Consider the following 23,688-nt stretch of genomic DNA (forward strand, 5'->3'; position numbering starts at 1 on the left):
TCACCGCCTGCTCTTCGGGTCGAGCGCCTCGCGCAGGGATTCGCCCACCAGCGTGAACCCGAGCGCGACGACGATGATGCAGCCCGCGGGCCAGAACGCCAGCTGCGGGTGGCTGTCGATGACGTTCTGCGCCTGGCCGAGCATCTGGCCCCACTCCGGTAGCCGGTCGTCGGGGTTGCCCAGGCCGAGGAACGACAGCCCGGCCGCCTCGATGATCGCGATCGCGAGGACGAGGGTGGCCTGCACGATCACCGGTCCCAACGAGTTCGGCAGCATGTGCCGGAACACGATCGCCCTCTGCCGCACGCCCAGCGCACGCGCGGCGAGCACGTGGTCGCTGTGCCGTTGCGCCAGCATCGAACCGCGCAGCAGCCGGGCGAACACCGGGATCTGCACGATCGCCACGGCCAGGATCACGGTGTACTGGTTGGGCTGGGCGAACAGCGCACCGATGGAGACCGCGAGCAGCAGGCCCGGGATCGACAGCATCACGTCGACCGCGCGCATGACCACGGTGTCCACCCAGCCGCTCAGCGCGCCCGCGAGCGTGCCCAGCACCAGCCCGCCGGCCAGGCCGATCAGCGTGGCCAGCACACCGACGAGCAGCGTCTGCTGCGCCCCGACCAGCAGGCGGGACAACAGGTCCCGGCCGACCTGGTCACCGCCGAGCGGGTGCCCCGGCTGGGGGGGTGGGATCTCGTTGCGGGCGCGGACGACCTGGTCGCCCAGCATCGGATCGGCCGGGTCGTGCGCGGCCAGCAGCGGCGACAGGATCGCCAGCACCACGAACAACACCACGATCCCCGCACCGACCAGGAACACCGGGTTGCGGCGCAGTCTGCGCCACGCCGCGGCGGCCAGGCTCACCCCGGCGTCCGATTCGGCGGCCCGCTGAGCCAGTTCGTCGATCTTGTCCGTGCGAGCCGTCATCGCCCACCGCCCGATCCGGTCCGGATCCGTGGGTCGATCACCGCGTACGACAGGTCGACCGCCAGATTGACGAGTACGAAAACCCCTGCCGCGCTGAGGATCAGCAACAGCAGGACCGGGTAGTCGCGGCGTTCGAAGCCGATCGCGAGCGCCTGCCCGATGCCGGGGAAGGCGAACACCTTCTCGGTCAGCACGGCACCGGCGAGCAGTGCCCCGGTTTGCAGCCCGATCGTGGTCACCACAGGCAACATCGAGTTGCGCAGCACGTGCCGGCGCGTGATCACCTGGGTGGTCAGGCCCTTCGACTCCGCGGTGCGCACGAAGTCCTCGTCGAGCACGTCGAGCACCGAGGCGCGCGTGATCCGCACGATCACCGAGAACGGGATGCTGGACAACGCGATCGCGGGCAGGATCAGGTGTTTGACCGCGTCCCACGCCGCGTCGAACTCGCGCGTGATCAGGCCGTCGAGGACGAAGAACCCGGTGACCCGCGTCGCGTCGAGCCCGCCCTCCTGCCGTCCGGTGGTGGGAAACCAGCCCAGTTCCACCGCGAAGACCTGCTTGAGCACGAACGCGAGGAAGAACACCGGCACGGCGACCCCGATGAGCGAGCCCACCACGCTGAGGTTGTCCAGCAGCCCGCCGCGACGGCGAGCGGCCAGGTACCCCAACGGGATCCCGACCGCGATGGCGATCACGATGGCCAGCACCGACAGCTCGAGGGTCGCAGGGAACCGCTGCACGAAGATCGCCGCGGCCGAGTCGCCCGGCTGGACACCCGTGGACACACCGAAGTCCCCGGACGCGGCGCGCCCGAGAAACTTGAAGTACTGCACGAAGATGGGCTGGTCGAGTCCCAGCTCCGCGGTCAGCCGGGCCCGGGACTCGGGGGTGATCCGCTCGCCGAGGAGGGCCGAGACCGGCCCTCCCGGCAGCGAACGCAACCACGCGAACAGCAGCAGCGACAGCGCCAGGACGACGAACACGAGCTGCAGCAGCCGCCGAACGGTGTAACGGAGCACTGTTTCGTTCCGCCCGTCAGCCGAGGCTGACCGCGTTGAACCGCTCGTCGGTCAACGGGCTGGGCACCAGGCCACTGACCTTGGCGGACGTGACCAGCGCGGGCGGCGAATGGGCAACCGGGACCGCGGGGAGGTACTCCGCCTTCAGTTTCTTGTTCAGCGCCTCGTACATCGCCTTGCGCTTGGCCGTGTCCGGCTCCGCGTCGGCCGCCTTGACCTCGGCGGACAGCTGGTTGCCCCAGGTCGCCGAGCCGGTGGCGAACCGGTTGTCCGGGTCGGCGAAGAAGTTGCCGATGAAGTTGTCCGGCGTGTTGTAGTCGCCGTTCCAGCCCAGCAGGAACACGTCGGCCTTGGCCTGGTCGACGTCTTCGAGGTAGCCGCCGTTCCACGGCTTGCTGACCACGTTGAGCTTCAGGCCGACCGCCTCGAGGTTGCCCCGGACGAATCCGAAGATGTCCCGTGGGCTGGGCATGTAGGGCCTGCTGACCTCGGTGGGCCAGTAGATCGTGACCGCGAGTCCGCTCGCGCCCGCCTCGGCGAGCAGGGACTTCGCCTTGTCCGGGTTGTAGTCGTACTTCCGCACATCACCGGTCCAGCCGAATATGGTGTCCGGGTACAGGTTCTCGGCGACCTTGGCGCCCTCCGGGTACTGCTGCTTGACCAGTCCCTCGCGGTCGATGGCGTGGGCGATCGCCTGGCGCACCCGCAGATCGCGCAACTTCTCGTTGGACTTCTGGCCGATGCCGATGTACATGACGTTGAACGCGGGCCGGATGAGCAGCTTATGGCCGTCCTTCTTCAACTGCTCCCAGTCCGCGGGCGACGGCAGGTCGTAGCCCTGGACGTCGCCGGACTGCAGCGCCTGCTTGCGTGCCGTCTCGTCCGGGATCGCGCGCAGGATCAGCTTGTCGAGAAACGTCTTCGGACCCCAGTAGTCGTCGTTGCGGACCAGTTCGACGGTGCCGTTGGCCTTGTCGTACTTGCTGAACTTGAACGGGCCGGTGCCGCTGGGGTGCTGCTGGCCGTACGCCGGGTAGACGAAGCTGTCGCCCTGCTTGACGACGTTGTCCGCGTCGTGTTGCTTCATGGCGGCCGGGCTCTGCATGGCGAACGACGGCAGGCCGAGGATGTCGGGGAACTTGCTGGTGTAGCTGGTGAGCTCGACCACGACGGTCTGCGGGTCCTTCACCGCGCAGGACTTGTAGAGCGACGGCTTGGCACCGTCGGAGAACCCGCCGAAGTTGTCCTGCCAGTAGCCCGTGACCGCGGTGCTCTGGCCCGCGCCCTTCTGGTTGTACCAGCGGTTGAAGTTCTGGCAGGCCGCCTCGGCGTCGAACTCGGTGCCGTCGTGGAACTTGGCGCCCTTGCGCAGGGTGAACGTCCACTGCTTGCCGTCGGGGGTCGACGTCCACTTCTCGGCAAGGCCGGGGCCCGCCTCCGCGGTGCCCGGCTTGAACTCGACGAGCCCTTCGAAGATCTGCTGGGAAGTGCGGAAGGTCGCGCCGTCGGTGGCGAAGAACGGGTCGAACAGTTTCGGTGCGCCCTCGGTCGCGAACGTCATGGTGCCACCGGTTTTCGCGGCGCCGCCGGAGGCGTTCGGGTCGTTCTGGCTTCGCTGGGACTCCGCACAGCCGGATAACACGAGCAGCGCGGCGAGACCGACTGCTGCCAGGTGGCCGGTTCGGACCTTGCGGGTATGCACCATCGAACACCCCAAACAGTGAGAACGGCACGTTCTGGTCGCCGACCATATCCCGATCCGGGGCTTTCTCAGGTTACGAATCGGCCAAACCATGCCGTGGACCAGCGATTGCCCAACGGTGTCACGAACACGTGTCCGTCCTGTCACCATGGACCCCGTTCGATCCGCAAGGGCCATCAGTCGGGTGAGGGGCGATGGGATGGACAGGACATCGGCGGTGTCGGCGTTGTCGGCTGTTGTCGCGTTGACCAGTGCGCTGGTGACCGTCACGCTTGGCGCCTTCTTCGAGTACCGGCGCCAGCGGGCGACAAGGCGGCACGAGCGCCGCGCCCTGCTGGCGCGATACCGAGATCCGTTGCTGGAAACGACTTCCGCGTTGCAGGTGCGGCTCACGGAGCTGATGAACCACGGGCAGCGGACGATCGACAAGGACACACACGCCTACCGATACCTGCGGTACAACACCATATACCGCTTGGCGGAATACCTCGGCTGCGTGGAGATCATCCGACGGGAAGTCGTCTACCTCGACACCGGGTCACGGCGCCGCGACAAACGACTGCTCGACCACCTCGCGTCCATCCACGAGGCGTTGAACGAGAACCACGCCGAAGATTCGCTGTTTCGGCTGTACGGCGGCGAACAGCGAGCGATCGGCGAGCTCATGATCGAACCCGAGCCTGACCCCCACGGCAGGCACAGGTGCATCGGTTACGCGGCCTTCCACCGGAAGATCGCCGAAGACCCCGAATTCACCGGGTGGTTCCAGCCGCTCCTCGACGACTTCGACCGGGCGGCCGACGACGCCACCGCCGGACGCGCCCGCATGTCGCGATTGCGGCTGGCACTGGTCGACCTGCTGCGGTTCCTCGATCCCCGGCACCGACGCCTCCTCTTCGAACGGAGATAGCCCGCCGATGAACAACTCGCTACCGCTGATCTCGGCCGCGGTGTCCGTGGCGGGTGCGCTGGTCACAGCGGTTCTGGGTGCGGTGTTCGAGCACCGCCGTCAACGGGGTCAGCGCGTGCAGGAACGAAACCACCTGGCGAGCAGGTACAGCCATCCCCTGCTGCGCGCGGCCTCGGCGCTGCACAACAGGGTCGGCTGGTTCCTCCGGCAGATCCAGGACGAGAGAACACCCGTCATCCGCCATGCCGACCAGCGGGACACCGACTACGCCAGGTACGACACGCTCTTCCGATTCGCGTGCTACCTCGGCTGGGTCGAGGTCATGCTGCAGGAGGTCCACTTCCTCGACCTGGGCAGCCGCAGGCGCAACCACAAACTGGCCGTCCTGTTGGTCGGGGTCCAGGACGCGCTGTCCCGCGACGACCCGGATCTCGGGCCGGTTTTCCGCACGCGCGGCGGCGAACAACGCGCTATCGGCGAGCTCATGGTGGTCCGGGACGAGCGGGAGGACACTCGGACGCGCTGCCTCGGCTACGTCACGTTCAGGTCCAAATTGGACGATGAGCCCACCTTCGCGTGCTGGTTCGCCCCGGTGCTCGCCGACATCGACAAGGCACTCGCCCAGCCGCTCGAAGCCAAGGCGCGGATGCACAAGGTGCACGCGGCGCTGTCCGCGCTGATCGACTTCCTCGATCCGCACCACGTCCTGCTGCCGTTCTCCCACAACCCGCTCACCCCTGACCGGTGACAATCGGGTCGCTCAGCGCGTTTAGCCATGGCTGACCTTGGGAAACCCGGGTGGCCACAGCTGTTGTTCTGCCCCACGAAACGAGGACCCATGCAGTGCCGAGTCGAAGAACGGGATCACGCCGTCATCGTGTCAGTGACCGGAGCCGTCGACTTGGTCGGACAAGCCGCTTTCGCCGACGCGGTGCGCGATGCCCTGGGACGGGAACCGTCGTCGGTGGTGATCGACCTCGCCGGGGTCACTTTCCTCGCGTCGCCCGGTCTCGCCGTCCTGGTCGAGGCCCAGGAGAACGCGATGCGCGCCCACAAGAGCCTGCAGGTGGCGGTCGGCAACGGCATCGCCGCGCGATCGCTCGAGGTGACCGGCCTGGCGCAGGTCCTGTCCCTGGTGCCGGACACGGACACGGCTCTGGGCGGTTAGGAGTCCCCCGACAACCGCGTGGGCGGCGGCAGCTCGGACTTGTCCGGGCGCGGAGAAACCGCCTGAAGAAAGACGTTTCACGCTCCCCTGAAACCCCTTGAACCGCCGGGCGGTGTTATCGCTACAGTTCCGGAGGTTCGACACGAAATGGGGGTTCGAATGAGGAAATTCCTCACCGCCGGTCTGACCGCGTTGCTGGCAGCCGGAACGGCCGGGGCCATCAGCGTGCCTGCTCACGCGGACGCACAGCTCGATTTCGGGGCCTGTCCCGCGGATGTCGCACAGGTTTACCCGCAGCTGAAATGCGCGACGGTAAACGTGCCGCTCGACTATTCCCGACCGTTTGGCGCCCGGATGAACGTGCTCGTTTCGAAACAGTCGAGCGCGAACCCGGCAAAACGACGCGGAGTGCTTTTCGTCAACCCCGGCGGCCCGGCGAGTTCCGCGGTGATGCAAGCGGGCAAGCTGACCCAGCCGTCGGCGAACGGCTACACCCGGCTGCCGAAGGAAGTGCTCGAGGCGTACGACGTCATCGGGGTCGATTCCCGCGGCACCGGCCACAGCCAGCCGTTGAGCTGCGTCGACGAGGACTACTGGAGCCGGCTGCAACCCGACCCCGACCTTGCCTCGGAGCGGGACAAGAGCTGGGAACGCTGGAAGGCCTTCGCCCGTTCGTGCGTGGAGAAGAACGCCGACAAGCTCAAGTACACCGGCAGCCGCAGTGTCATCAAGGACATGGACCACGTGCGCACGCTGCTCGGTGAGGAGAAGATCAGCTACCTGGGCTACTCCTACGGTACCTACCTCGGCAGCGCGTACGCCGAGACGTACCCGGACCGGGTCGACCGGATGGTTCTCGACAGTTCGATGAACCCTGTGGAACCGCAGATGTGGTACCACAACTCGACCGGGCAGGTCACTGCGGGCGCGCCCCGCCAACGCTCCTACCTCGAGTGGATCGCCAAGTACGACAACGTGTTCCACCTCGGCAAGACCTACGACCAGGTGAACGCGGCCTGGCAGAAGCTGCTCGGCGACTTCCGCGCACGGCCACGGGGGCCGGGCAAGAACGTCGGCGCGGTCGAGTTGATGGACGTCTACATCGCCAACCTGTCCCACGAGATCTACTGGGAGCCGCTCGCCAAGGCGATGGCCGACTACGTGCTGCGCGGCGACGAGCGCGCCGTGCTGGACTGGGCGACCCCGTCGGGTGGCGCGGCGGGTGAGAGCTTCATCGCCGGGATGATCTCGATCGCGTGCGTCGACTCCGACGCGCCCGCCGACCGGACGAGGATCGAACGCGACTTCGACCAGTTGGCCAGGACCAGCGAGTTCGCCTGGTACAACGTGTCGATCCCGTCCGCGTGCGCGAACTGGGCCGCCGGGCACGACCAGCGGATCGTGCCGTCCGGCCGGAACCTGCCGCCGATCCTGATGTTCGGCAGCGACGGGGACTCCGCCACGCCGTACGCGAACACGGTCGCGATGCACAAGCGGCTGCCCAGTTCGGTGCTGGTGACCGAGCGCGGCTCGGGCACCCACTGCGTGTTCGGCAGCCACCCGGCGATGGTCAACTGGGAGGCGCAGCGCATCGGCAAGGCATACCTCGCCGACGGTGTTCTTCCCAGCGGTGACATCGACATCGCGCCGCACCCGCTCCCCGTGCCGACCGCGTCGACTCCCGCGGCCGCGCGCCCGGCGGTCGTGTCGTCGCAGGCGTGACACCCGTCCGGCTCTCCGGTTGCCTGGCCGGGGAGCCGGTCATTTCGTGGCTATCACCCAGCGGTTGGACTCCAGCGCGTCATGCGGTGGGTCGGGCAGCGGGCCGCGGCCGTGCCGTCGGGTGAAGTCGAACGGGGTGTGGACCCGTGTCGTCCAGCCACGGGAGCTGAGGGCGGCGGCTGAGTCCGGGCGTCGGCCCAGGTCGAACAGGGCGAGCAGGTCGATCCCGATCTGGGTTTTCGTCGACGTGTAGATCGGGTGGTCACGGGCCAGTGCGAGGTCACGGATCGGCTTGATCTCGTAGACGATGGTGCTGCCCGGTGCGGACAACCGGTCCATGATCTCGATCAGGTGGCGTTCCGCATCGGCTGACAGGTACAACAACAGGCCCTCCACCACCCAGGTGGTGGGTTCGTCCAGCCGGAATTCACCCAGCAGCCCTGCCCAGTCGGTGCTCAGATCCGCCGGGATCGTCCTGCGGGTCGTGCGCGGCCGGGCTCCCACCGCGTCCAGGACTTCCTGCTTGAACGCCAGCACTCCCGGCTTGTCCAGTTCGTACACGACCGAGCCGGGTGGCCAGTCCAGCCGGAACGCCCTCGTGTCCAGGCCGGCTCCGAGCAGCACCATTTGGCGGTTGCCCGCGTCCAGCACCACGTCGTCGAGCACACGGGTGCGCAGGCCGAAGTAGCGGCCCAGTCTGCCCCACAAGGGGTTCGCGTCGCCGTCCGGCACCTCACGCGGGTGAACGGGCCAGGACGCTGAGGCTGGTGCGGCCCGCACGAAGTGTTCGGCGTACTCGTCACGGGCCAGCGCGTCAGGGCGGTGTGTTTCGATCGCACGGGCCGCCGCGACCATGAGCGCTGTCAGGCCGACGCCTCCGCTGATTTCCCCGCCAGGCTCCTCGCACCACTCCTTCGTGCCCGCGGTGATCACCGTGCGCCCGGCACCAGGTGGTCACCGGCGATCCCGGTCGCGTCCGGCTGGTAGTAGTCCTTGATCCCGGTGACCCAGACGGAGACCGTGATCTGGTCGTCGTCGTTGGGCTCGAACGCGTCGAAGAGCGCGTCGATGTTCGGGCGCTTGAACCCGATGGCGGTCATGAGCGCGGTGAACACCGGGCGCTCGATGAGGCCGTCGCCGTCCGGGTCGCCGAGTGCCGCGAGCGCGCGGGCGAACTCGTCGATCGTGTCGTCGAAGCGTTCCGGCGACAGCACGCACGCCCGGAACTCCTCGATGCCGACCCGGCCGTCGCGGTCCGCGTCCAGTTCGGTGACCAGTGTCGTCCAGTACCGGCGAAACGCCGACACGATGGCGTCTTTGGCCTCGTCACCGGATTCCGACGCGACCGCGACGACCCGGCTGGCCATCAGCTCGAAGTCGGCGGCCTCGAGGTCGCCGCTGCCGTCGACATCGAAGAGCCTGAAGAGCAGATCCACGCGATCCACGGCGTCCGCAGCCATGTGTGCTCCCCTATCGTCCGAGTTGGCCCCAGAAAACCTCAACGGGATGGCGGGAAACAGCTGTCTCACCGGAAAGGATGACTCGAACACCCCATTCAGCCGACAACGGGTGCGGCGACGACTGCGACGAAAGTGCGACAGCGGTGGACAGCGGACTACCGCGGTTCGCCGAGTTCGTCGATCGCCCCGGTACGGAAATCAGCGGTGAACTCGGCGATCCTGGCGATCCCCTCGTGCTGCCACACGCGGCCCAGTTGGTCGCGGGCGTCCTCGTAACCGGCTTCGCACAACGCCGCGACCCGGTCAGGGGACAGGTCGACCAGCCCGGTCAGACCCCCGATCGGGCCACCGGGGTTCAGCGGCCTGCTCGGCATGATCTCGATCAGGTTGAAGTCCGGGTCCGCGGGGTTGAACAGCGGGTACGGCTTGAGGTGCACGACGACCACCCGGCTGACATCCACCAGTTCGGCGAGCGCGCCGACAGGCAGGTTGTCCGCGATCCCACCGTCGCGGTAGACGCGCCCGTCGACCACGCGCGGCGGCATGACGATCGGCAGTGCCGCACTGGCCAGCACCGTGTTGTGGATGAACTCCTTCGGCTGGCTGTTCACGCGGATCCATTCCGCCTTCGCGCCGAGGAACCAGCCGCGGACCACGTCGAGCGCCCACCCGAACCTCGGGTGCAGGATCGCGCGGTCCGGCCCGTCCTTCCTCGGCAGGCGGAAGAACCGCTCGATCCCGCCGATCGACGGGTCCACCGACGGGAACACCGAAACCAGCAGCGGCAGTCCGCGCTGCACGTCGTCGAGGTCGACGAACCGCATCAAGAGACCGTCGAGGAAGTCCCGCCCGAACAACGGGCCTTTCATCCGGGACACCAGGTTGAGCAGCTGCAACCGGGTCGGCTCGTCCACGACCGGCCGTTCGGCCAGGTCCGGTGCCACCTCCTCGCCGTCGGTCAGCGCGGCCCGATGCGGTGGTCTGCCCGTCCGCTCCGCGACGTACGTCCACGCCTCGACCATCCGCTCGGCACCGGCCGTGAGCGACGGTGCGGCCGCCAGGATCGCTCCGTTGAGCGCGCCGATACTCGCTCCGGACACCGCAGTCACCGGCGTGCCTGTTTCGGCCAGAAATCGCGCCACACCGGCCTGATAGGCGCCGCGGGCACCGCCACCGGCGAGCACCAACGCGACGGGCTCGGCACGGGGATCCGTGATTCCCCTGCGTTGGAAGGCTTCAGCGGGATCACGCAGTCCCCGCGGCAGCGGACGGCGCGGGCGTGTTTCCCGCGCCCGGTTCTCCGCTCTGTCCGCGAGGCGCCGCGCCTGTTCGGCGATGTCCCGTGCCGACATTTCGTGTTCGGTCATCGCTTCACCCTTCGCCGGACACGCGGGGAGGCCGCCACAACGCCGCCCGAGCGGCCAACGCGGACGCCGACTGCTCAGCGACGGCGCGTTCGACGAAAGCCTTGGCCGTCAACTGGTTCGGCACCCACCGGCTGCCGGTGAAGCGACCGGCCAGCCGGAGCAGGCCGGCGCGGGTGGTGTCCGGCGGCTGGTCAAGACCGACGGCGAACGCGCTGCTCAGCGGGCCCTGGTCGAGTGGCGCATAGGCCTCGGTCAGGCCGACGCCGAGCAGTTCGGCGACCATCATCCGCTCGTCCTCCGACCCGAGTTCGCTGATCGCCTCGGCCAGGACGTCGACGAACGGCCGCCGCCCCTCCCACGCCCGCTCCGGCCGGGTCGCCTTGATGATCGTGCGGACAAGCCGTTTCTGGAACCACTGCGGGTCGGTCGGCATGCCTGCCGCCGTGCGGGGCGCCATCAGCTCGTACGCACCGCTCGGTCCACTCGCGACTTCCTGCGCCAGCAACAGGACCTGGATCGCCCACGGCATGTCGGTGTACGTCTCCCCGTCGCTCCACCGTTCCGTGCTCAGGGTGAACGCTTCGGTCGCCGCGGCACGCAGTTCGAGGATCTCCAGCCGACCGGCGTGGTCGGTCAGTGTCTCCGTGTGCGCGGCCAGGATCCCGGAGTGCTCGGCGAGGACCTTCGCGTGGGACGCCAGCATGAGGGCGTGCCTGCCGAGGACGAGGTCGTGTTCGTCGAGCCGGTCCTGGCAGAGGGCGACCAGTTCACCCAGCCTGCCGGTCATCCTGGCCAGGTCGGCGATGTCCGCCGCGTTGCGCCGCGCCAGCCCGGTGGTGTGCTGCACCGTGTACTGGACCTCTCGCAGGTGCCCCGCGACGCGGGCGACGTCGACGTCCACGGCGATGCCCCGGGCCCGCATTCCGTCCAGTTCGGCCACGATCTCCCGCTGGGTGCCGACCAGGTTGCGGTTGATCTGGGTCTGCACCTTGCCGGTGAACGCCTCGGCGATCCGGCGGAAGAAACCGGGCTTCGCCCGGCGTTCCACGTATCCCGACGTGCGTTCGACCGACTGCGCCAGCTCCTTGACCACCCGCCCGCCCGCTCCCGGAACCCGGTCGAGCATCGCGCCGAGTGCGTTCCGCAGGAACGACATCGCGTCAGTCACCCGCCACTTCGGGCAGTTCGGTGAACACGACCGGGAGGCCGAACGTGTGCCCGCCGACCCGGTACGCGGGCACGACGACGAAGCTCGGCACGCCGTCCTCGGTGCTCGGGTGCCAGATGTGGTACTCCTCCCCCGCCGCGGGCGGAGTGAAGTCGAACTCGACCTCGCGCCCGGTCGCCGCGATCCTCGCCCGCAGCCTGGTCGCCGCGTCGACGAACCGCCGCAGCCTGCCCAGGTCACCGGGTTCCAGGTCGATCACGTTGCCGACCAAGGCGTTCCGCACGCCGTCGGTGTCCACCATCGGACCGGTCAGACAAGCCTGCATTATCTCGCGCACAGCCACGGCGACCGAGGTGATCGGGTCGTACTCGCCCGTCGCGTCGTGTGGCCGGGCGCTGGTCACCAACGCCCTGGCCTTCTGCGTGCCGAGGTTGGTGAGTTCACTCGCGAGCGGGTGGTGTGCGTGATCCTGTTCTCGTAAGAGATCGGCGTCGGCGCGCACGCGCTCGGCACGCAGGTTGCGCCAGCTGTCGTCCAGCGTGTTCAGGCTGTCACGGACGGGGCCGACGGCGTGTTCCGCGGCGGCGGCTGCCTCACGGCGTGCCACGTCGAGCATTTCCTCTCGCAGCGCGGCGAACTCCGCTTGCATCTCCCTGCGCAGCACACCCAGCTGGTTGTACACGCCGCCGCGCGTCTGCACCCCGTCGACCTTGGCCAGATGAGCTGTGTGCGTTTGCACCTCTTGCATGACGCGGTTGACAGACTGCCGCAGCCCTTCGGTGATCCGTCGATCACTGAGGCTCCCGGACCGCAACGTCCCGACGCTGGTCCGCAACTGCGCGACGTCGTCACGCAGTTGGTGGTAGCCAGCCGGTACTCGCTGCGCCTCGGCGGCCTGCGCGTCCTCGATGGTCTGCCTGCGGTGGCCGTCGATCCTCGAGTCCAGCTCCGCGATCTCCTCGTAGCGCTTGGCGACGTCGAGCACGATCTTCGGGATCTCCAGGTTGGCCTGGGACATCCCCTTGGCGGCACCCTCGTCCAACGCCTGCTGGAGCGCCACCCACAGGTCGGCGATCTCGTCCTTCAGCTCCCGCACCTGGGCCAGCAACTCCTCGACCGGGTCGTGTGTCGTGTCCCCAGCCGACTTGCCCAACACCATGTCCACCAACCACCTAACGCACATAGTCGATCTCGAATCTGGTTTCGGCTTCCTCGCCTGTTCGCGGGTTCACCGCACGCACCCGGGTCTGGGCGTTGCCGAAGTAGAAGTAGAGCTCGACGGTCCGTTCGGCCCTCGGTACGCCGATCGACTCGGTCAGGTCGATCGTGACCGTGCCGAGCAGTTTGCCGTTGGCCTCGGTGACCCACTCGGGATTCTCGTCGTCCGGGGTTTCGAACACCCGCACCACAACGGAATCCGTCTGGCTGCTCGCCGCCGAGACCTCCATGCGACGGGCGAAGTCGACCTCGACGCTCTGTCCCTTGGCGACGAGCCGGTGGAAGCGGGTCGTGCAGTACAGTTCGTTGTCGTCGCCCGCGAACTGGCTCTCCAACGGATCGACGCCCTGCCGGAACAGCACGCTCGCCTGGTAGCCGAGGGTGAACCGCGCGCGCCGGGCCCGGATCACGCTGGGGTTGTAGCAGTAGTGGACCGCGCCGAACATGACCGCGCCCGCCGGGTCCTCGGCCAACAGCACCCGCGCGTCGTCCTTGAAGGTCGCGGCGATCCGCGCCTGCAGGTATTCCGACCGGCCGAAACCGCCGACGACGACGAGCAGTTCGGGACCGGTGGCGGGGCCGTCGTTGCGCGCCATCGTGCGCAACTGCTTGCGGATCACGTCCATCATCGGGTCGAGCATGGTGTCGAAGATCTTCTGCACGTCGGCCTCGGGCACCACGACACCCCACTGGCTGCCGTACGCGTCGGCGAGCGACCGCCTGGTCGGCTCGTCGAGCAGACCCCACAGCGCGGGTGGGACGGTGAGCATCACCGGGTCGACGATCCGCGGCGCGCCGTCGATCACCTCGACGGCGACGTTGGCCTTCTCGATCTCCCACTGGTCCTGCAGCGCCTGCAGGTCGGCCGCGCAGTCCGCCTTCGCCTTCGCGATGACGTCGGGGCCGAGCCGAGCGGCGAGGAAGTCGTCGATCAGCGCGGCGTTGGTGTACTCGGACCCGAACTTGCCGCCGTCAGGCTGGCCGATCTCGCTCAACCGGGCGCTGCCGTCCGGTGCCCGGCCCAGTTTGTACGCGGTGATGTCGATCGTGCCGCCGCCGCAGTCGACCACCATGAACCGCGACGCCAGACCGCCGTCGTTGAGTTCGAGGAACTCCCGGTCGTCGTCGGTGCCGAGTACGTAGTTGCTGCGCACCATGCAGTAGAGGGCGGCGGCCTCCGGCTCGATGGCCAGCAGCAGGCGGTCCTCGTCGTCGGGCAGTCCGGCCTCGACAGCGGCCTGGCGCATCAGCCGAAGGTCGGCCTGCTCCCAGATCGCGGGGACGGTCAGGCACCAGCGGATGTGGTCAGGCCGGTAGTCCCGCTTGCCGACGTCCGTGATCACCTCCTGGTAGACGCCACGCAGGTACTCGGTGATCAGGTGCCGCGCGTCGTGCGGGTCCGCCAGTCGAACAGTGCCTTCGCCACGCGGCACGTCACCGTGGTAGGCGTCGGGTTTCAACATCATCTTGAACGCGTACGCGTAACCGATGCCGGATTCCCCGGCACTCCGCGCACGGACCCACCGCCGCCGCGCCTCGAATCCCCGCGCGGACACCGAACCGTCCTGAAAGAACAGCGCGGACAGGTTCTTCGGATACACCACAGGCGCGCCGCGATGGTCGGCTTTGTAGTTGATTATCCGCCGGTGTGCGTCGTTGTTGACGGCATCGACGGTCGCCCAGGCCCAGCCGGTTCCGTGTGTGCCGAAATCGATCGCCGCGACCACCTGCCATTTGTCAACCACGACACACACCACCCGCGAACCGCAGAGAAACCAAGAGCGAAGACCCAAGAATCAACACGCTCACGTATCGCGCACGCCCCAGTCGCGTTAACGCGCCCCGCGAATCCACACCATCGGAGACAAATCCGTGACGTTGGAAACTATCAAACGACAAATCAGGGCGGGGTCAGGGGCACGGTTTCTCCCTTCCGTACGGCCTGCCGTCAAAGGTCGACGACGAGACGCCCGGACAGCGCACGGGAAACGCAGCAATACATCCGGCCGGGCGGTGCGCCGATGTCGTCGCGGTGCTCCGGTTCACCGTCCACGACAGTGATCTCACAACTGCCGCACACCCCTTCCCGGCAGCCGGACGAGACCCGGCACCCCGCGTGGTTCAAGGCGTCCAACATGGACTCTTCGGCGGCGACGGGCACGGTCTTCCCCGATCGGACGCAGTGCACCTCGAACGGCTGGTTGGGCGCGAACTGCCTGACCGTCGGCTGGAACCGCTCGATGTGCAGCCGCTGCGCGGGAAACACCGCCTCGGCCGCGTCGAGCATCGACATGGGGCCGCAGCAGTACACCAGCGCTTGGGGGTTCAGCGCGGCCGCCAGGGCCGCGAAGTCGGGCCTGCCGTGCTCTTCTGTGGCGTACACGCGCACCCGGTCGCCGTACGCGGCCCGAAGCTCGCCCGCGAACGGCATGGTGACCAACGACCTGCCCACGTACACCAGCGTCGCCACAGCACCCGATTCGACCGCCGCCGCGAGCATGGACACCATGGGCGTGATCCCGATGCCACCGGCGACGAACAGGTACTCCGGCGCGGGCAGCAGCGGGAAGTTGTTCCGTGGCAACGAGACTTCCATCGTACGACCGGTGCGCAGGAACAGGTGGATGTACTCCGAGCCGCCACGGCTGAGCCGGTCGTGACGGACGGCCACGCGGTAGCTGCCGCGGTCGGCCGGGTCCCCGCACAGCGAGTACTGCCGGGTCAGCCAGTTGGGCAACGCCAGATCCACGTGCGCGCCCGGTTCCCACGGCGCCAGCGGGCCGTCCGCACCGCGCAGGACGAGCGACACCGTGCCGTCGGCGACCGGCTCCACCCGGTCGAGAACTGTCGTCTGCATCGAACAATCCCCTCAGTACAGCTGCCGGTAGGCGGTTTCGAGCATGTTCTCCAATACCGCCGGATCGACGTCGAGCCCCATCTGGTCGACGGCGACCTCACCGGCGGACGGCAACTCCGCGGCCAACGCCTGGCTCGCGGGATCCCACAGCCGGGACCGGATCAGCGCGCGCCCGCAGTGGAAGAACGCCTCCACCACCTCCACGACGATCGCCAACTGCGCGTCCTTGCCCTCGGTGCGCATCCGGGCGAGCACGTCGGGTTCGTCAGTGGGGTACGCGTGACCGTTGACGCGCATCACCTCCCGCATGCCGGGGATGACGAACATCAGCCCGATCCCGTCGTTCTCGGCGAGATTGCGGAACGAGTCGGCGAGCTTGTTGCCCGGACGGTCGGGGATGGCGAGGGTGCGTTCGTCGAGCACCTTGACGAAGCCCGGGTAGTCGCCACGCGGTGAGCAGTCAGGCAGTCCGTGCGCGTCCGAGGTGGCCATCGCCACGAACGGGGAGTGCGCGATGAATCGGTGGCCGTGCCGGTCGATCCGATCATGGACCTTGGCCCTGATCATGTCCTCCGGTTCACCGATCCGAGCGCGCACCTCTTCGTACGAAACCCGCCTCGGGCGCGCACTCATGAGGGTATCGTTGCTGGTCATGACACAATTATGAGCAATTGTTCAGTTCGTCCGCTACTCGCTTTCGCACCGGCTCGCAGGAGGGTTCATGACGTCGGAACAGCGTCGCATCCAGCCACGTAAACAGCCGCGCCAGATCCGCGCCGAGCTGACCAGACAGCGCATCCTCACCGCGGCTGCTCACATTTTCGCCGAGTACGGCTACGCCGCGGGCACCACGAACCGGATCGCCGAGCGGGCGCGAGTCTCGATCGGCTCGCTGTACCAGTACTACCCGAACAAGGACGCGATCCTGGCCGAACTGCTGACCCGCCACCTCGACGGCGACAGGGCCACCGAGACGCTCCGCGCGCACAAGGACAGACCGGACCCGCTCGAGGACATCATCCGGGTGTTCGTGCACACGGTGATCGAGAACCACCTCGACGACCCCGCACTGCTGCGGATCATGCTCGAGCAGGCACCCCGCTCCAGCGAGCTGATCGAGCGGATCACCCAGCAGGAATGGGAGATGATCGGCGACCTGCGGGAGCTGCTGGACCGCCACCCCGAGGCCAGGGTCAACGACAAGGACACGGCTGCCCGGCTCGTCGCATACACAGTGGAGCTGACCGTGCACTCGCTCGTCGCCGCGCCCAATTCCATCGACGTCACCCGGCTGGAGAACGAACTCGTCGCGATGATCACCAGTTACCTGCGCACGGAGCGGTGAGCGGCTTCACCGGACAGATGTGGCCGAGGCACGCTGCCGCCCACCGACGAGCTAACGCACCCCGACGACGTCCGTGTCGGCGTCGGCGTCGGCGTCGGCGGTGATGTGGTCGGTGTCCGTGTCGTAGTCGAACAGTTCGGCGTATCGGCCCCAGTCGATCGCGGTGTCCAGCTGCTGCCGGGCGTCCGCGGGTGAGAAGCCACGGCGGAGCAGGTCGAGGAAGAAACTCGCGCGGAGGCTGCCGCCCGCGCTGCTGGCCAGCGCCGTGCAGATGGTTCGGACCAGCGGCGCCCGGTGCCGGACCTGTTCGGCGAAGATCTTCTTGCTGTCCTGGATGTCCGCCGTCGTGAACCGGGTGCCCAGGTCGGTCAGCGTCAGGTCCGCGCCTGCCACGTGCACGAAGTCCAGCATCGTCGCCGCGTCCACCAACGGCAGCAGGTCGTCGATCTCGAAGTTCAGGTCCGCGGCGATCTCCGGCAGGTCGACGTGCCCGCCCTTGGCGTTGACGATCTCCACGAGACCCGCCAGGCCGCCGACCGACGCGGTCGGCAGCGGGCGGGCGGTCGGCGTCGCGTCCGTGGGCTCCGGGACGTGCACGTCCGGCTCGCGGCCGGTGAGCAGGTCGTAGAGCTGGTCGACCAGCTCTACGAACCCGGGAGCCCGGCGGTCGCGTGGCCGGTCGATGTCGATCTGGACCTCGGCGCGGATGTGGCCGGGGTTGGCGCCGAGCACGATCACGCGGTCGGCGAGCAGCACCGCCTCCTCGATGTTGTGCGTGACGATGCAGATGCCCTTCGTCGGGAACGTCCCGCTGGTCCACAACGACATCAGCTCGGTGCGCAGGTTCTCCGCGGTGAGCACGTCGAGCGCGGAGAACGGCTCGTCCATCAGCAGCAGGTCCGGTTCCAGCACGAGCGCACGGGCGAAGCCGACGCGTTGCCGCATGCCGCCGGACAGCTCCTTGGGGTAGGCCGACTCGAACCCGTCGAGTCCGATCAGGTCGATCGCTTTCAACGCCTGGTCACGGCGTTGCGCCCGCGGCACCGCACGCGCGGCGAGACCGAGTTCCACATTGTCCTGCACAGTCAGCCACGGCATCAGCGCGAACGACTGGAACACCATGGCGGTGCCCGGATTGGCGCCGTTGATCACCTGGCCTCTGTACCGGACCGTGCCGCTGCTGGGCGCGATCAGCCCGGCGATGGTGCGCAACAGCGTGGACTTGCCGGACCCGGACCGGCCGAGCAGGGCGACGATCTCCCCGGCGCGCAGGTCGAGGTCGACGGCGTCCAGGACGCGCAACTCGTCCCCGGCGATCCCGGTGAAGCTCTTGCTCACCGACTCGACGTTGACGATCGTTTCAAGTGACATCGGGACCTCCGGCGGCTCAGAGCGTGAATCGACGTTCGGACAAGGCGTACAGGCGACGCCAGAACAAGCGGTTGAGCCCGACGACGTACAGGCTCATGACGGTGACACCGATGAGGATGCGCGGGCCGTCACCGACGCTGGTGGCCTGCGCGATGTACGCGCCGAGGCCGGTCGCGGTCAACGTGGTGCCGCCGTAGCTGACGACCTCGGCCACGATCGAGGCGTTCCAGGCGCCGCCCGCGGCGGTGATGCCCCCGGTGACGTAACTGGGGAAGATCGCGGGCAGCACCAGCCTGCGCCACCACAGCGCACGCGGCAGCCTCAGGTTGGCGGCGGCTTCCCGCAGGTCGTTCGGGATCGCCGACGCCCCGGCGATCACGTTGAACAGGATGTACCACTGCGCGCCCAGCGACATCAGCAGGATGCCGCCCCAGTCCAGGCTGATCCCGGTGGCCACGAGCACCGCCGTGATGATCGGGAACAGGAAGTTCGCCGGGAAGCTGGCCAGCACCTGCACCACCGGCTGCGCCAGCCGGGACACCTTCGGGTTCAGCCCGATCCACACCCCGATCGGCACCCAGATCAGGCTGGCCACCGCGACCAGCAGGATCACCCGGCCGAACGTGACCAGGCCCAGCAGCAGCGCGTGGCCGACCTCGCCGAACCCCGCGGTGTCCGTGATGTAGGTGACCATGCGGACGGTGCCGTAGGCGAGGACCGCGAGCACCACGACCGCGAAGACGATGTCGCCGATCCGGCGGCGTACAGGAGAGGTCCGCAGCGGGTGTTCCGCCAGGCCGAACACCCCCATGATCCGGTCGAGCGGCATGACCAGCCAGCCGAGCGCCTTGCCGAGCAGCGCCGGGATCCGCGAACGGCGCAACACGGTGAGCACGATGCTGCGGGGCGCGTCCGCGGCCTCGGAGTCCTCGACGCGGAACCGTTCCGCCCACGCCGTGAGCGGCCGCCAGAACAGCACGTTCACCGCGATCACCATGACGATCATCACGCCGATCGCCAACAGGACCTTGCCCAGGTCGGCCTCGGCGGTGGCCGTGGCGACGAACGAGCCGATGCCGGGCAGCGCGTACTCGCGGTTGTTCACGCTCAACGCCTCCGAGGCGACCAGGAAGAACCAGCCACCGCCGAAGCTCATCATCCCGTTCCAGACCAACGGGATCATCCCGCTGGGCACGTCCACCCGCCAGAACCGCTGCCAGCGCGACAGCCTCAGGTCGCGCGCGGCCTCGTCGAGCTCACGCGGCTGGGAGACCAGCGAGTGGTGGAACGCGAACGTCATGTTCCACGCCTGCGAGGTGAAGATCGCGAACACCGACGCGCACTCCAGGCCGAGCTGCGAACCGGGGAACAACGCGATGAACCCGGTGATCGTCACCGACAGGAACCCCAGGATCGGCACGGACTGCAGGATGTCCAGCACCGGAAGCATGACCTTCTCCGCCCGGCGCAACCTGGCCGCCGCCGTGGCGTACACGAACGTGAACACAATGGACAAGGCGAGCGCCGCGAACATGCGCAGCAGCGACCGGGCCGCGTAGTAGGGCAGTTCGGCCGGGTCAGTGGACACTGTGGATGGTGCGGTGGTCTCGTCGAACGGCACGTCGACGCCCTGGGACAGGCGCACGACGGCCCACAGCAGCACAGCCGCGCCGAGAAAGACCACCACGTCGGCGGCGCGCCGGATCGGCCGGTCACCGCGCAGACTCCCCTGGGCGTCCCGCGACGGGTAGGACCGGAGTAACGTCATTCCTCGTCTCCGTTCACGCTTGTCACCTGCCACCGGACGCTGGTGACGGACGGCTCAAGACTCAGCCGGCTCACCGCCGACTCCATTTGTTTGTCGTCGCGTCGGTCCCCGGCCAGTTCGGCCCGGACCTCCACGTATCCCTCGTTGGCGCTGTTGGTGCTGGACACCGACAGCAGCCGGAAGTCGGTGCGTGTCAACGACTGCACGAGCAACGCGCGCACATGCGCCTCGGCGTCGTCCTTGGTGACGGCCATGAACGCGTAGAAGGTGGGCTCCTCGTCGCCGGTGTCCGGGCGGCGGTCGACCGCGCGGCCGACCACCCGCAGCGCCACGTTCACCACGATCACCACGACCGTGCCGACCGCCGCGGTCTGGTAGAGCCCGGCTCCGGCCAGCGAGCCGACCGCGGCGGAGCACCACAGCGTCGCCGCCGTGTTCAGGCCGCGCACGCTCAGGCCGTCGCGCAGGATCACCCCGGCGCCGAGGAACCCGATGCCGGACACGACCTGCGCCGCGACACGCGTGGGGTCCGCGTTGCCGGGGGCGCTGCCGAAGCCGTAGGCGGACAACACCACGAACAGCGTGGCCCCGACCGCGACGAGCGCGTTGGTGCGCAACCCGGCCATCCGCGCCCGGTACTGGCGTTCGAAGCCGATCAAAGCGCCCAGCCCCACACCGGTACCCACGCGCATCAGCATTTCGACAGTCGTCATCGCCCGCTCCAGTCTCTTGTCCACTTCAGACTCTGACGGTCCGGCGCGCACGCCGCCACCGCAGCGGATGTCACAACCAAGGTCCCCGGTGACGCAGGTGGCGCGCCTTGACGGCCTGCGCGGCCAGCGCGTATCCGACCAGGACCACCGGCAGCCATGCGTAGAAACCCAGCGGCAGCGCGGTCATCCGCAGCGCGTCCGCGACCGGTGTCCACGGCAGCACCAGGCCGACGAACGCCACCGCCACCGCGGCGGCCAGCACCGGCCGGGCCGGGATTCCCACCCGGTGGCGTGAGCGCAGCACCAGCACGATCAGCACCTGCGACAGCAGGCCTTCGGTGAACCAGCCCGCCTGGAACATCGCCTGTTCGGCGGGCGTGTCCGTGCCGACCAGCCACCACAGGCCCGCGAACGTGATCACGTCGAACAGCGAGCTGAGCGGGCCGAAGGTGAGCATGAACCGGGTCAGCCCACCGGTGCCCCACCGCCGCGGTTCACGCAGGTAGTCCTCGTCGACCTTGTCCCACGGCAGGGTCAGCTGCGCGGCGTCGTACAGCAGGTTCTGCACCATCAGTTGGATCGGCAGCATCGGCAGGAACGGCAGGGTCGCGGCGGCCACCAGGACGCTGACCACGTTGCCGAGGTTCGAGCTGGCGGTGATCTTGACGTACTTCATGGTGTTGCCCAGCGTGCGGCGCCCTTCCAGCACCGCGCCCGCGATCACCGTCAGGTCCTTGGCCAGCAGGATCAGGTCGGCGGCGTCCTTGGCGACGTCGGTGGCGGTGTCCGCCGCGATCCCCACGTCGGCGGTCCGCAGCGCCACCGTGTCGTTGACGCCGTCGCCGATGAACCCGACGGCGTGCCCGACGTCCCGCAACGCGGTCACGATCCGAGCCTTGTGCACCGGGTTGATCTGCGCGAACACCGTCGTGTGCTGCACAAGGCGGCGCAGTTGGGCGTCGTTCGCCTTCTCCACCTGGTGACCGACCACGATGTCACCGACAGGCACGCCGACCTGCTCGGCCACCCGTGCGGCGACGTGCCGGTTGTCGCCGGTGAGGATCTTGACCGCGACACCGTGCCGGTCGAGCATGCGGACCGCTTCGGCGGCGCTGTCCCGCACCGGATCGACGAACCCGACGAACCCGACCAGCACGAGGTTCGCCTCGTCGGTCTCGTCGTAGCCGTCGAGCCGAGCCGGGAGCTGGCGGGCGGCGACAGCCAGGACCCGCATGCCGTGGTCGGAGTAGGCGCGGACGACGTCCTGTGCCTGGTCACGTCGTGGCCCGGTCAGTTCGACCACGTCGCCCTCCTGCCACGCGTGGGTGCAGCGCGGCAGGATCTCGTCGGGGTCGCCCTTGGTGATCAGCAGGTGTTCGCCGGGCTGCTGGCGCACGACGACCGTGGTGCGCCGCCGGGTGTGGTCGAACCCGATCTCGTCGACCAGCGCGAACATCGCGTCGGTGAGCAGGGGCTCGTCGTCGCCCGCGAGCTGGTCGACGATCGCCTCGTCGAGCCGGTTGCGCGGCCCGGTCTGGAAGTGGGCCGCGAGGTAGGCGTGCTCGGCGGCCTCGCCGTCCGGCCTGCCCGCCAGGTCGACGCTGTGCGCGTAGGTCACCCGGTCCTCGGTGAGGGTGCCGGTCTTGTCCACGCACAGCACGTCCATGCCCGCCAGGTCCTGGATGGCGTTGAGCCGGGTGATGACGACCTTCTTGCGTGACAGCTGAACGGCGCCGCGGGCGAGGTTCGCGGTGACGATCACGGGCAGCATCTCGGGGGTGAGGCCGACCGCGACCGCCACGGCGAACAGCGCGGCCTGTGCCCAGTCGCCGGTGACGAACCCGTTGACCGCGAGCACGATCGGCGCCATCACGAGCATGAACCGCACCAGCGTCCAGCCGACCGAACGCACACCACGGTCGAAGCTGGACTCCGGACGGGCGTACCGGGCCTGTTCACCCATCACACCGAGGTACGTCCGTGCGCCGACGGCGACCACCACGGCCGTCGCGGTGCCGCTGACCACCGACGTACCCGCGAAGCACACCGCGGCCATGTCGTCCTCGGCGTGGCCGGACGGCGGTTGTTTGCGCACGGGCAGGGCTTCGCCGGACAACGCCGATTGGTCGACCGTCAACGCGGTGGCCGAGACCAGCCGGACATCCGCGGGCACGACGTCCCCGGCCATGAGCAGGACGACATCACCGGGGACCAGGTCGTCCGGCGGGATCTCCCGGTCGGCAGGAGCGATCCCGGCTTCCGGCCGCCTGCGGACCGTGGTCGTCGTGGTGACCAACGCCCGCAGACCGCGAACGGCTTGATCCGAACGCACCTGCTGCCATACGCGCAACGCGATGCTGAGCACCACCATCGCGCCGACGGTCACAGCGGCGCGCCCGTCACCGAGCACGACGAACACCACGGCCAAAACGGTCAACAGGGCCGCGAACGGACTAGCCACTGTGGATCGGAACCACCGTGCCCGATCCCGCTCGCGACGCTCGGCCGTGTGCGGGACCGACCGGCTTGCGGCCTCGTGCTCGGTCAGCCCCTTCGGCGAGCTGGACAGCCGCCGGTACAGCGTGACCGGGGCCGCCGTCGCCAGCTCGCGGATTTCGGGGTCCACAACGGACACCGTACGGCTCACCGCACGGCTCCCACCAGTGGGAGTTCTTCCTTGTGGGATACAACGAATTCACGCGCCCAGACGGCGATCATGCGACGGCCGGCCGGATCGGTGGGGTCCACGATCCAGCGTGCGCGCAGCGGTGTCGCGGTCGGACGGAAAACGCGCGTGGTCATGCCAGCCACTCCCCTTCACTCAGAAAAGGGGCGCCACAAACCAGACATAGCGACAACGACCGGAAAAACCCGGACGGCTGACGGAGGTCAGCCCGGGGGGACCGCCGTGGAAGCGGCGGCGCAAGGGGTTTGCCCGGTCAGGTCGGGACTGTCGTCCGGCATGTG

21 protein-coding genes are annotated in these 23,688 nt (G+C 68.4%); 5 read left to right on the top strand and 16 right to left on the bottom strand.

Going from position 1 to position 23,688, the window contains the following annotated elements:
* From ALI144C_RS19700 to ALI144C_RS19710, 3 genes are read right to left on the bottom strand one after another with little or no spacing between them, the layout of a single operon-like run.
* Positions 1–930 (bottom strand): ABC transporter permease, encoded by a 930-nt coding sequence (locus tag ALI144C_RS19700; RefSeq protein ID WP_076988577.1) that lies wholly within the window; start codon positions 928–930, stop codon positions 1–3.
* Positions 927–1,952 (bottom strand): ABC transporter permease, encoded by a 1,026-nt coding sequence (locus ALI144C_RS19705; protein WP_076988578.1) that lies wholly within the window; start codon positions 1,950–1,952, stop codon positions 927–929. The genes ALI144C_RS19700 and ALI144C_RS19705 overlap by 4 nt, the downstream gene beginning before the upstream one ends.
* A gap of 16 nt (positions 1,953–1,968) precedes the next feature.
* Positions 1,969–3,657 carry an ABC transporter substrate-binding protein gene (locus tag ALI144C_RS19710; RefSeq protein WP_076988579.1) on the bottom strand — a complete coding sequence of 563 codons (1,689 nt, stop codon included), beginning with the start codon at positions 3,655–3,657 and terminating at the stop codon, positions 1,969–1,971.
* Positions 3,658–3,853: 196 nt separating this feature from the next.
* Here ALI144C_RS19710 and ALI144C_RS19715 point away from each other — a divergent pair, with 196 nt between their 5' ends.
* The 4 genes from ALI144C_RS19715 (at position 3,854) to ALI144C_RS19730 (ending at position 7,454) form a co-directional block, all read left to right on the top strand.
* Entirely contained in the window at positions 3,854–4,564 is a 711-nt protein-coding gene (locus ALI144C_RS19715; RefSeq protein ID WP_076988580.1) for a hypothetical protein, read from the top strand.
* Positions 4,565–4,571: 7 nt separating this feature from the next.
* A complete protein-coding gene (locus tag ALI144C_RS19720) occupies positions 4,572–5,312 on the top strand; it encodes a hypothetical protein (protein ID WP_076988581.1) in 741 nt (246 codons plus the stop codon).
* A gap of 90 nt (positions 5,313–5,402) precedes the next feature.
* Positions 5,403–5,732: an STAS domain-containing protein gene (locus ALI144C_RS19725; RefSeq protein WP_168211296.1), complete on the top strand. Its 330-nt coding sequence runs from the start codon at positions 5,403–5,405 to the stop codon at positions 5,730–5,732.
* Between the two features lie 159 nt (positions 5,733–5,891).
* Complete coding sequence (locus tag ALI144C_RS19730) at positions 5,892–7,454, top strand: alpha/beta fold hydrolase (RefSeq protein WP_076988583.1); 1,563 nt, start codon at positions 5,892–5,894, stop codon at positions 7,452–7,454.
* 39 nt (positions 7,455–7,493) lie between these two features.
* Here ALI144C_RS19730 and ALI144C_RS19735 read toward each other — a convergent pair whose 3' ends face one another.
* From ALI144C_RS19735 to ALI144C_RS19770, 8 genes are all read right to left on the bottom strand, one after another.
* The gene (locus ALI144C_RS19735; protein WP_237774226.1) at positions 7,494–8,387 is read right to left on the bottom strand and encodes an SAM-dependent methyltransferase; all 894 of its coding nucleotides are present in this window, start codon (positions 8,385–8,387) and stop codon (positions 7,494–7,496) included.
* Entirely contained in the window at positions 8,384–8,914 is a 531-nt protein-coding gene (locus tag ALI144C_RS19740; RefSeq protein ID WP_076988584.1) for an EF-hand domain-containing protein, read from the bottom strand. The genes ALI144C_RS19735 and ALI144C_RS19740 overlap by 4 nt, the downstream gene beginning before the upstream one ends.
* Before the next feature lie 155 nt (positions 8,915–9,069).
* Positions 9,070–10,281, bottom strand: a complete 1,212-nt coding sequence (locus tag ALI144C_RS19745; protein WP_076988585.1) for a patatin-like phospholipase family protein — start codon at positions 10,279–10,281, stop codon at positions 9,070–9,072.
* Positions 10,282–10,285: 4 nt separating this feature from the next.
* Positions 10,286–11,449 (bottom strand): hypothetical protein, encoded by a 1,164-nt coding sequence (locus ALI144C_RS19750; protein WP_076988586.1) that lies wholly within the window; start codon positions 11,447–11,449, stop codon positions 10,286–10,288.
* Complete coding sequence (locus ALI144C_RS19755) at positions 11,442–12,614, bottom strand: hypothetical protein (protein WP_076988587.1); 1,173 nt, start codon at positions 12,612–12,614, stop codon at positions 11,442–11,444. The genes ALI144C_RS19750 and ALI144C_RS19755 overlap by 8 nt, the downstream gene beginning before the upstream one ends.
* Before the next feature lie 7 nt (positions 12,615–12,621).
* Positions 12,622–14,412, bottom strand: a complete 1,791-nt coding sequence (locus ALI144C_RS19760; RefSeq protein ID WP_076988588.1) for a hypothetical protein — start codon at positions 14,410–14,412, stop codon at positions 12,622–12,624.
* 203 nt (positions 14,413–14,615) lie between these two features.
* Entirely contained in the window at positions 14,616–15,524 is a 909-nt protein-coding gene (locus tag ALI144C_RS19765; protein ID WP_076988589.1) for a PDR/VanB family oxidoreductase, read from the bottom strand.
* Positions 15,525–15,536: 12 nt separating this feature from the next.
* Complete coding sequence (locus tag ALI144C_RS19770; protein ID WP_076988590.1) at positions 15,537–16,178, bottom strand: MSMEG_1061 family FMN-dependent PPOX-type flavoprotein; 642 nt, start codon at positions 16,176–16,178, stop codon at positions 15,537–15,539.
* A 67-nt stretch (positions 16,179–16,245) separates the two neighbouring features.
* Here ALI144C_RS19770 and ALI144C_RS19775 point away from each other — a divergent pair, with 67 nt between their 5' ends.
* Complete coding sequence (locus ALI144C_RS19775; protein WP_076988591.1) at positions 16,246–16,869, top strand: TetR/AcrR family transcriptional regulator; 624 nt, start codon at positions 16,246–16,248, stop codon at positions 16,867–16,869.
* Between the two features lie 51 nt (positions 16,870–16,920).
* Here the strand turns inward: ALI144C_RS19775 and ALI144C_RS19780 are convergent, their stop codons facing one another.
* From ALI144C_RS19780 to ALI144C_RS55590, 5 genes are all read right to left on the bottom strand, one after another.
* On the bottom strand, positions 16,921–18,240 hold the full coding sequence (locus tag ALI144C_RS19780) for an ABC transporter ATP-binding protein (protein ID WP_076988592.1): 1,320 nt from the start codon (positions 18,238–18,240) through the stop codon (positions 16,921–16,923).
* 16 nt (positions 18,241–18,256) lie between these two features.
* Positions 18,257–20,008 carry an ABC transporter permease gene (locus ALI144C_RS19785; RefSeq protein WP_076988593.1) on the bottom strand — a complete coding sequence of 584 codons (1,752 nt, stop codon included), beginning with the start codon at positions 20,006–20,008 and terminating at the stop codon, positions 18,257–18,259.
* A complete protein-coding gene (locus ALI144C_RS19790) occupies positions 20,005–20,721 on the bottom strand; it encodes an MgtC/SapB family protein (protein ID WP_076988594.1) in 717 nt (238 codons plus the stop codon). The genes ALI144C_RS19785 and ALI144C_RS19790 overlap by 4 nt, the downstream gene beginning before the upstream one ends.
* Before the next feature lie 70 nt (positions 20,722–20,791).
* On the bottom strand, positions 20,792–23,368 hold the full coding sequence (gene mgtA, locus ALI144C_RS19795; RefSeq protein WP_076988595.1) for a magnesium-translocating P-type ATPase: 2,577 nt from the start codon (positions 23,366–23,368) through the stop codon (positions 20,792–20,794).
* A complete protein-coding gene (locus tag ALI144C_RS55590) occupies positions 23,365–23,523 on the bottom strand; it encodes a hypothetical protein (protein ID WP_168211297.1) in 159 nt (52 codons plus the stop codon). The genes mgtA and ALI144C_RS55590 overlap by 4 nt, the downstream gene beginning before the upstream one ends.
* Positions 23,524–23,688: the final 165 nt, after the last annotated feature.

Origin of the sequence: Actinosynnema sp. ALI-1.44 (assembly GCF_001984155.1) — a bacterium.
Lineage (GTDB): Bacteria > Actinomycetota > Actinomycetes > Mycobacteriales > Pseudonocardiaceae > Kibdelosporangium.

Coding starts and splice junctions, on each gene's coding strand:
- ALI144C_RS19700 (WP_076988577.1), bottom strand. CDS start 930: ATGACGGCTCGCACGGACAAGATCGACGAACTGGCTCAGCGGGCCGCC.
- ALI144C_RS19725 (WP_168211296.1), top strand. CDS start 5,403: ATGCAGTGCCGAGTCGAAGAACGGGATCACGCCGTCATCGTGTCAGTG.
- ALI144C_RS19730 (WP_076988583.1), top strand. CDS start 5,892: ATGAGGAAATTCCTCACCGCCGGTCTGACCGCGTTGCTGGCAGCCGGA.
- ALI144C_RS19710 (WP_076988579.1), bottom strand. CDS start 3,657: ATGGTGCATACCCGCAAGGTCCGAACCGGCCACCTGGCAGCAGTCGGT.
- ALI144C_RS19785 (WP_076988593.1), bottom strand. CDS start 20,008: ATGACGTTACTCCGGTCCTACCCGTCGCGGGACGCCCAGGGGAGTCTG.
- ALI144C_RS19715 (WP_076988580.1), top strand. CDS start 3,854: ATGGACAGGACATCGGCGGTGTCGGCGTTGTCGGCTGTTGTCGCGTTG.
- ALI144C_RS19790 (WP_076988594.1), bottom strand. CDS start 20,721: ATGACGACTGTCGAAATGCTGATGCGCGTGGGTACCGGTGTGGGGCTG.
- ALI144C_RS19770 (WP_076988590.1), bottom strand. CDS start 16,178: ATGACCAGCAACGATACCCTCATGAGTGCGCGCCCGAGGCGGGTTTCG.
- ALI144C_RS19780 (WP_076988592.1), bottom strand. CDS start 18,240: ATGTCACTTGAAACGATCGTCAACGTCGAGTCGGTGAGCAAGAGCTTC.
- ALI144C_RS19745 (WP_076988585.1), bottom strand. CDS start 10,281: ATGACCGAACACGAAATGTCGGCACGGGACATCGCCGAACAGGCGCGG.
- ALI144C_RS19720 (WP_076988581.1), top strand. CDS start 4,572: ATGAACAACTCGCTACCGCTGATCTCGGCCGCGGTGTCCGTGGCGGGT.
- ALI144C_RS19775 (WP_076988591.1), top strand. CDS start 16,246: ATGACGTCGGAACAGCGTCGCATCCAGCCACGTAAACAGCCGCGCCAG.
- ALI144C_RS19765 (WP_076988589.1), bottom strand. CDS start 15,524: ATGCAGACGACAGTTCTCGACCGGGTGGAGCCGGTCGCCGACGGCACG.
- ALI144C_RS19740 (WP_076988584.1), bottom strand. CDS start 8,914: ATGGCTGCGGACGCCGTGGATCGCGTGGATCTGCTCTTCAGGCTCTTC.
- ALI144C_RS55590 (WP_168211297.1), bottom strand. CDS start 23,523: ATGACCACGCGCGTTTTCCGTCCGACCGCGACACCGCTGCGCGCACGC.